At 35.3% G+C, this 8,635-nt stretch carries 9 protein-coding genes; 6 read left to right on the top strand and 3 right to left on the bottom strand.

Annotated elements, in window-relative coordinates:
• Positions 1–1,160, top strand: a 1,160-nt coding sequence (locus CJU60_RS21555) for a hypothetical protein (protein ID WP_176471073.1), incomplete at its 5' end; no start/stop codon positions are given.
• Between the two features lie 487 nt (positions 1,161–1,647).
• On the opposite strand, the gene CJU60_RS08730 is transcribed toward CJU60_RS21555, so the two are convergent.
• Positions 1,648–2,805: a response regulator aspartate phosphatase gene (locus CJU60_RS08730; protein ID WP_095713544.1), complete on the bottom strand. Its 1,158-nt coding sequence runs from the start codon at positions 2,803–2,805 to the stop codon at positions 1,648–1,650.
• A gap of 277 nt (positions 2,806–3,082) precedes the next feature.
• On the opposite strand from CJU60_RS08730, the gene CJU60_RS08725 reads away from it, so the two are divergent.
• Complete coding sequence (locus CJU60_RS08725) at positions 3,083–3,370, top strand: putative quinol monooxygenase (protein ID WP_240312853.1); 288 nt, start codon at positions 3,083–3,085, stop codon at positions 3,368–3,370.
• A 356-nt stretch (positions 3,371–3,726) separates the two neighbouring features.
• Here the strand turns inward: CJU60_RS08725 and cotU are convergent, their stop codons facing one another.
• Together cotU and CJU60_RS08715 are read right to left on the bottom strand one after the other, a co-directional pair.
• Positions 3,727–3,999, bottom strand: coding sequence for a spore coat protein CotU (gene cotU, locus CJU60_RS08720; RefSeq protein ID WP_095713543.1), 273 nt, complete (start codon positions 3,997–3,999; stop codon positions 3,727–3,729).
• Positions 4,000–4,410: 411 nt separating this feature from the next.
• Positions 4,411–4,806 (bottom strand): hypothetical protein, encoded by a 396-nt coding sequence (locus tag CJU60_RS08715; RefSeq protein WP_024120994.1) that lies wholly within the window; start codon positions 4,804–4,806, stop codon positions 4,411–4,413.
• A gap of 283 nt (positions 4,807–5,089) precedes the next feature.
• Here CJU60_RS08715 and CJU60_RS08710 point away from each other — a divergent pair, with 283 nt between their 5' ends.
• From CJU60_RS08710 to csn, 4 genes are all read left to right on the top strand, one after another.
• On the top strand, positions 5,090–5,530 hold the full coding sequence (locus CJU60_RS08710) for a DUF805 domain-containing protein (RefSeq protein WP_095713542.1): 441 nt from the start codon (positions 5,090–5,092) through the stop codon (positions 5,528–5,530).
• 371 nt (positions 5,531–5,901) lie between these two features.
• Positions 5,902–6,168 carry a hypothetical protein gene (locus tag CJU60_RS08705; protein WP_095713541.1) on the top strand — a complete coding sequence of 89 codons (267 nt, stop codon included), beginning with the start codon at positions 5,902–5,904 and terminating at the stop codon, positions 6,166–6,168.
• Between the two features lie 335 nt (positions 6,169–6,503).
• Positions 6,504–7,223, top strand: coding sequence for an NPP1 family protein (locus tag CJU60_RS08700; RefSeq protein ID WP_095713540.1), 720 nt, complete (start codon positions 6,504–6,506; stop codon positions 7,221–7,223).
• 356 nt (positions 7,224–7,579) lie between these two features.
• The gene (gene csn / locus CJU60_RS08695; protein WP_095713539.1) at positions 7,580–8,416 is read left to right on the top strand and encodes a chitosanase; all 837 of its coding nucleotides are present in this window, start codon (positions 7,580–7,582) and stop codon (positions 8,414–8,416) included.
• Positions 8,417–8,635: the final 219 nt, after the last annotated feature.

Genomic DNA, 8,635 nt, shown 5'->3' with positions numbered 1-8,635 from the left:
TATTACTTGAGAAAAATATGAGTAAGTTGTATAAAGAAAGAATTAATGATTGGAAAAGAATTTTATTAGATTTCACCGATGGCGAAGAAGAATCAAACCTTTTTCTACAAGAAGTTGCAATAGACATGATTTATAATAATGATAAAGAAAAATTCGATTCTCTGTATAAAATTCTAATAAGAAGTCATTCAGATTTAATATATTTTTTGCTTAAAGAGAATAGATTATCTGATTTGCAAACATCTTTAGATATTTTAAATGCACTTACACCTAAAAATATTCATAAAGACGGTTTAAAGAAAGTTTATGCAACAAATTTACATGAAATAATGTATTTAGTTTTAGAGAATCATTCAGATCGCTTGAAGTTTGTTATTCAAAACTTAGAGGAATATTCTCTTTCAATTAAAGGTAACGAACAAAATAATAGTTCATTACTAATATACGAAGGCTTACTTATGCGGTGCATTGAACAGAAAGATTTAAATAATATAAATTTATTGGTTTATTCTATGCTTAAAGTAAACAATAAAAATGATTTTTCATCAAAGCAGCGTAGTAATAAGAAAAACAAATTTAAGATTGTTTCTCATAACCAAAATTTTCAGGAGAATGCTAATAACACTGAGAAAGCAATCATTTATATGATTTTTCAGCTTATAACAAAATGTGTCGAATCTTCTTATTATCAGGGTGTAGGTTTTTTGATAAAGTTTTTTGTTACAAATTTTCATAGCAATAAGTTTTTAATTGATATATTACAGGAGATTATTGAAAATAAAGAAGTAATAGAAAGCAATAAATATATAACTGAAGAAGTCTCTGAAATAACGAGAATAGCCAAATTTAATCATAGTACCTTCCAATACTGCTATAATAAAATGACAATATTACTTTATTGTCAACTGAAATATGCTTATAAAATTCATAGCGAGCTGTTATTACCTCATAAAGATGATTTAGTTGATTATAATTTTAAACAGTTTAAATTCGCTTTTGAAAATGAAAAAGAATCTATATATTCTTTAGGTTACTTTAAATATATCATTTCTAAAATAGAGAATTCAGGAGGGTCTTACGGTCTTCTGTATCTAAAAGATGAAAACTTTATGAAACAAATAAAAGAAGAAATGTTTTATGTCATTAGTACACACGCTTAGTAGCTGTTTGTTATTATAAGAACTTCCACTTGGGGACGAATTGGGGACCAACTTGTTCATTTTTAGTCAAAACAGAAGATTTTTTATCAGAAACACTTGTCAGAAAACCCTATAAAATAAGGTTTAGAAATAAAACATCTGTTCGTGTCAGAACATAATCGCTACCTTGACAGGGTAGAGGTCGCTGGTTCGAGCCCAGTCGGAATCATAGCTTAAACCCTTGCGCAGCAAGGTTTTTTTACTTTTTATAGGGGTTGTCGGTTTTATTAATGCAGTATATGATTTAAATGAAAACCCAAGAATAAAAATTGAGTTGAGAAGATAAAGTAAAAACCCCATTTGTAAAGTCCAAAATGGGGTTATTTCTTAGATTTCATATTAAGTTGCTGCTCTATCTGCGACCTTATAAGTGGACTGCTCAGAAAGAGCGTATGAAGCGCTAGATACTCCAACAACGCCAAGCAAGAGCGCTAAACAAATTGCAATTTTACATTTTTTCATTTAAATGTTTCCCCCTTTGAATTTGTTTGCGTGCTTCAATTGCCATTTGATAAAAATCGACCGCATCATGTCTGTCTTCTTTGTTGGTCAAAAAATCAGCAACAGCGTATTCTTCCATATCACCGTAAAGGTTTTTCTCTTCGAAGAACTTGAACACTTCTCTAAGTGTTTGTAAGTCGAATGATAAATAAAGACCTTTAACCAGTTTTAATTTCTCGGATACTTCCTGGTTGTTGTGTCGGGCAGCAACCTTCTGACCTTCCTGGTATAATTCTAATGCAGTCTTTAAATCATTTTTCTTTGCTTTGACATATGCCAGATTAAAAATCGCTTTGGACTCATAAATGTGTTTTCGATCTTTATGAATTTCATAGGCGATTTGAAAATATTTCTCAGCATTGTCAAGTTCTTCAAGGTTATTATAACATAATCCCATGTTAAAATGAGCTGAACCAATTAAATGTTGCTCCCCTATTTTTATAGCATCATTTAAGGCTTTTTCAGCTGTTTCTAAAGCATCCTCATAACACATTTTATCTAGCCAGTTCCCAAAGACAACAAACTGACATTGGACCATTTCTTTGCCATATGTAAGGTTACCCTGAGCATCTTTTTGCTCTTTAAATATAGAATATGCTCGCTGAGCATAATTCATTGAGAAATGAGTCTCTTTCATATAGTAATAGACCTCTGATACTTTAAAATAGAACTCGGCCTTATCTGTATTTGCGTTTTCATCTAATAAATCAAGATATTTTTCGGCTTCGCGATAATATGTTAAGGCAATAACTAAATCTCTTGTTCTGAAATGATACATACCGGTAAAAAAATTATAATAGAACTCTATTGTATTCGTAAGGGATTCAGGGGCCATATTCTCCCTTGTCTTTTTAAGAGCAGAATAAACACCATCTATATTTTTAACAGAGTCAGGTTCGAGATACGACAGCATTATTTCGTGCCGTAGCTTTAATAGCTGAAGATAGACTGCAACCTTTTCATCTTTCTCCATCATATCGAATTCTTTTTCAACTTTTCTTTTCATTTCTTTTGCTTTCTCAACTCGACCCTGCTTTATTACAACATACCAATGATTAATGTCTGTAGTTACATAATGATATGGGATTAAATCCGAAACAGACAATCAAATACCTCCTTTTATTTACATATATTTAATATTATACCACTAAGGACCCCCTCTAATAGAGTATTTTTTTGAAAAGTCCCTCTATTTAGACTGAAAAGGGTCGGAATAAACATAAATGAGGACCATATCGTCTGATATCGACCCTTTAGCTTGCTTTAGAATTTATAGAAAATTGGTCTAAAAGGCTATCGATGTCGTTTAATGATGTATAAATGACATCTGCATTTTTCAAGAAAATGTTATAATGAAAAGTCATAAAATGATGTGAGGAGGAATTTCGGTGCATTACATAACTGCATGCTTAAAAATCATCAGTGATAAAGACCTTAATGAAATAATGAAGGAATTCAAAAGACTTGAGGAAGAAACAAACAAAGAAGAAGGGTGTATTACATTCCATGCTTATCCGCTTGAACCATCAGAACGCAAAATAATGCTTTGGGAGATTTGGGAAAACGAAGAAGCTGTTAAAGAACATTTCACGAAAAAACACACAAAAGACGTTCAAAAACAAGAATTAACGGAAGTAGAATGGTTAATGAAAAGCAATGTGAATGAGTAAAGGTTCCTTAAAAACATTCAATGGTTAAGAATCAACCACCTGTAATTAAGTAGTAAAGTGTTGGCGGATTGTTGTCCAATTCTGCCAACAATCATCATTTTCATTCAGAAGTCATCAGATGTACAATTCAATAGGCTTTGAAATAAAAGGGCAAACTTGATTTTTCGGCTTAGAAATTCATTGATCCTGTCTCTTTTTAGGGTCAAAATCATTGAAAAGTTCAGCGGTGTTTAATTTGAACCTGGATAGGAACATAAAATCTCAATTTTCTAAGAAAAGCTCCCACAAAATAGGGAGCTTTTCTATTTTCACATCACTTGATATAAAGCAGAAACTTTTATAGATGTTTAAGAGATTTAGTGATGTTTTTTATACGATTCGACAAAATCATAATAATGATCATCGTCATCATAATACTTTTTATCGTAATGATAATCGTGATCATCATCATAATACTTCTTGTCATGATCAAAATCATAATACTTATTGTCGCAATCATAATGCTTCTTATCGCAGTCATAATACTTTTTGTCGCAATCATAATGCTTCTTATCGTGGTCATAATACTTTTTGTAATAAGTTTTTTTCCAAGTGTAATACTCTTCTTTATATTTTTTATAATAACCCAATTTAAGCCCTCCTATTATTTTAATCAATATTAATATATGAAGTTTATATGATATGGTATGGCCAAATTTACTAATAATTTATTAATAGGGCTGTTTTTGATAGCCAAATGATAAACTGTTTATGAAGATAAGTTAGGTGAAAGGATTCGTTCACAGTGAATAGACGAAGTATGTTGTAATGCCATTTGGGAACAGATGAGGACGAATAGGGGACAAACTTTTTAGTCAAAACAAAAGGTTTTATCAGAAATTCTTGTCAGAAAACCCTATAATATAAAACGTCAGTTCGTAACGGCATCTAGCCCCTACCTTGACAAGGTAGAGGCCACTGGTTCGAACCCAGGCGGAATCATACACGAAAAAAACGGCAGGAAACGCTGATAAAGGCGTTCCTGCCGTTTTTGTTTTGTGTTATCTTTTCGCAATGAGATAAAGTGATATGGCTCTTTGGGTTTGAAGAGGATTATGAATCGTAATCACCCACTGGTTTCTTCTCCTCGGAAAACTGCCTATTGCATACATTGGAGCATAATCACGTGGAGTAAACCCGCCATTTATTACCTTTATATCTCTTCCTTCAAGATAACAAACAAGGTATTCACCGGGATCTATGACCTGTTGGTTAGTCCATGCGTAAGAATAAAAGCCGTCTCCGAGATCCTCGGTGGAAGATGGCGGTATAAAGCCATCTACATTCAATGTTATTTCTCTTCTTCGCTGTCTTTCTGAAAAGTCTTGATTTCTTTGCGTGTGATGAGCAGGTGGTAAGTGAGGAATTAACACAGGAACATAAAAGTAATGATACAAAGCAACCACTCCTTCGTTTACATTCATACAAAGTGTATGTTGGCGTATTTCGTTAATTCCTGTTTTGTTGTCAGTTGACTAAGAATGGAACTAAAGGAGTGAGGACAATCAGCTTGTCCATTTTTGTTTTACGACTGCCTTCATTTTTTGTATAGCAAGTTCTTTGATAATGAGGTCTTTTTGCCATTGGCTAGTTTTATAGCCCTCCCTATTTTTAATCATTTTTATGATATAATGGATATGTTTTTCAGTAATTTACAGTGTCGGTAATGGAGGAAACTATATGAAATGGTATTGGAATGGCTTAAAGAACTATGTCAATTTTGAAGGGAGAGCTCGGCGAAAGGAATATTGGATGTTTCATCTCTTTAATGGCATCATTTGTTTTATTTTAATACTGCTATCATTAATACTAGTTGGATTATTAACATCAGGCCCATTGGCGGCAGAAGGATATGCCGGTTCTCAAGTAGGATATGTAATTGGATATGGCGGGGGATTACTGGCATATATTCTGATCTTTCTTTATCAGTTAGCTGTTTTTCTTCCGTCTCTTGCTCTCAGTATCCGCAGATTGCATGATATCGGCAAAAGTGGCTGGTGGATATTTATAGGCTTTATTCCGGTGGTCGGTCCTATTATTATGCTGATCTTTAACTGCCAAGATAGTGAAACAATAGAGAATCAATATGGAGCAAATCCTAAGATTATAAATGAATCGTAAATTGCGCCCCAATTGTTAGACAATGAGTTTAGCGATTGGGGTGTTTTTTATAGCCTGAAGAACTCATAAGGAAACTACATATTCAGATAGAGAACAACTTCACCAAAGAGGGAGGAATAAATCAACCTTAGAGAATTTTGTGCTGCAGGATATCGGCATGAATGGTCTTACATTATTTGGTTTAACATGGTTAACTGCATTTTGAATAGTTATTTATTTTTCTTCTTAACCACTTCCTAAGCACCTTTGTTTATAGTTTTCGCAAAGGATTGAATTAATATGCTGATCAAGAAGACATTTAGAATGGAACGAATCAAAGTGAACTTAATGGACAAACTTATATGGATTAAAAAGAAGAGAGGAGGGTGGAAATGAGTAAAAAATGGCTGCAAATAATAACTGCGTTATGTCTATCCACTTTTATATTAATGGGCTGTAATAATGATCAAAATAATAATGATCAAGATAACAATACTCCAGATGTTGAAGAGAACGAACAGGATAATAATGGTAACAATGCGCCGGGTGTTGATGAGGACGATACGATCAATAAAGATGATGAAAAAGATAATGAGACTGATCCCGAAGATCCGGTTGAGGATAATGAAGATGCCGATAAAGATAAAAAAGATGAGTAAGGAAACAGCACATCATCATTGTTTGCAGAAGAACCGACACTTCGTGCAGAGAAGTTTTAGTATTCTTTTCTGATGCTTTCTGCTGGCGGTGCTACAGACGAAAAACGTGCTTGAAAGGTTCTAAAATGACAAAAAGCTCTGTCCTTAGTGGATGGGGCTTATTGTGTGTTTGGGACACGTTTTTGAAATGAATATGATTTACCGAATTTAAAACATAAGAAAAATTCAAATAATACTTTGAAACAAAATGTGTGAAGTTTGTAAAAATGACATTGATTTCAACTCGAATTTTTGATAACTAATAATTGTCTATATTGTCAAAAGGAGTTGGAATCATGAACCAATTTTTCTTGGCTCTCTTTTTATCCGTTTTCGCTTCTGTCAGCATTGTTTCAACAGCAAATGCAGCAGTAATCGATCATGACAAGGTTGTCGGCTTTAAAGAGGCAGCGCCTGCCACTGTTACTCAAAAAGCGGCGAAACGTTTTCAGCCATATTTGAAGGTTTATAGCGGGTGCGTGCCTTTTCCTGCAGTCGGTGCACAAGGCAATACAAGTGGAGGTTTAGAGCCTACTGGAGCGCCTGAAGGACATTGCAGCAAAAATACTGGACAAGTATATTCGCGTTCTGCTTGGTACAATGGTGTTTGGGCAATTATGTATTCCTGGTATTTTCCAAAAGATGAAGCCTCTCCAAAATTAGGTCACAGACATGACTGGGAAGGAATCGTTGTATGGATTGATAATCCAGCAAATCAACATCCAAAAGTTTTATCCATTGCATATTCCGGACACGGAAAATTCACAAATGCAGCACCAAGTGGAAGCAACATGAGAGGTCATCATCCTTTGATTGCATATGACAGCACTTGGCCGCTGAACCATGAATTACTTATGAGCGATGATGTAGTAGGCGGAACTCAACCGTTAATCGGATGGGATGATTTAACTCCTGCCGCAAGGAATGCATTACATACAACAGATTTCGGTAAAGCAAATGTTCCTTTTAATGATAATAACTTTACCAGCAATTTAAAGAAAGCATGGTTTAAATAAAAACATCTTGGTATTGGGAAGAGTCCTTACAAAGAAGGATTCTTTTTTTTGACTTACATGAATTCCTATTAGTTACAGTTTCTCCGATAGCTGATTGGCAATGATTACTTTTAAAATTGGAACGAATGATAACAAGAGAAGTCCTTGTCGGAAAGCCTTTTCTCTCAAGAATCTCTCTGGGGTGAAAATGATGTCTGTCTTTTAAATGAGAGGATAAGGTTCAAGCCGCAATCAATGACCATTAAGAGTAGTAATTAAGATTCAAAATATTGACAAATCGATGTATTTTCAACAAAAGGGCAGACCCTTCATGTATACTGAGTCCGTAATTACAATATGTAGAAAGGGGTAATAGTATGAAAATCAGTTTGGAGAAAAAAGCAGGTTTCTGGAAGAAGGCAGCGATTTCATCATTTATTTTCACCATGTTTTTTACCCTGATGATGAGTGATACGGTTTTTGCGGCCGGACTGAACAAGGATCAAAAGCGCCGGGCGGAACAGCTGACCAGTATCTTTGAAAACGGCACTACGGAAATCCAATACGGATATGTGGAACCCTTGGGTGATGGAAGAGGCTATACATGCGGCCGGGCAGGCTTTACAACGGCTACCGGGGATGCATTGGAAGTAGTTGAAGTATACACAAAGGCAGTACCGAATAACAAACTGAAAAAGTACCTGCCTGAATTGCGCCGTCTGGCCGAAGAAGAAAGCGATGACATAAGCAACCTCAAGGGATTTGCTTCTGCCTGGCGTTCGCTTGGAAATGATAAAGATTTCCGTGCTGCCCAAGACAAGGTAAATGATCGCTTGTATTATCAGCCTGCCATGAAACGATCAGAGAATGCCGGATTGAAAACGGCATTGGCAAGAGCTGTGATGTACGATACAGTTATTCAGCATGGCGATGGTGATGACCCTGACTCTTTTTATGCCTTGATTAAACGCACGAACAAAAAGGCAGGCGGCTCACCTAAAGACGGAATAGATGAGAAGAAATGGTTAAATAAATTTCTGGACGTGCGTTATGACGACCTGATGAATCCAGCAGATCCGGACACCCGTGATGAGTGGAGAGAATCGGTTGCCCGTGTGGATGTGCTTCGCTCTATCGCCAAGTCGAACAACTACAATCTGAACGGACCGATCAATATCCATTCAGCAGAATACGGTGATTTCGTAATCAAATAAGCAGCAAGTGTAAAGAAACCGGCTGTACCCTTTGCGTATACACCCGCCGTCTTCATTAACATGGCGGGGTTTAAGGTATGAACCGATTGTGTGAATGTCATTACCATTACTTAGCCCTTCTCAGAGAGAAGGGCTTTTTTCAATCTAATCTGCTTTTCCGATTCAATGAAAAAAACCAGATTCACTAGCATGAATGTATCCGATCCAACGGCAGTCACA

Source organism: Bacillus sp. 7705b, assembly GCF_002289525.1.
Lineage (GTDB): Bacteria > Bacillota > Bacilli > Bacillales > Bacillaceae > Bacillus > Bacillus halotolerans.
The sequence above is the reverse complement of the archived record's forward strand: the minus strand, read 5'-3'. Positions and strand labels throughout refer to the sequence as shown.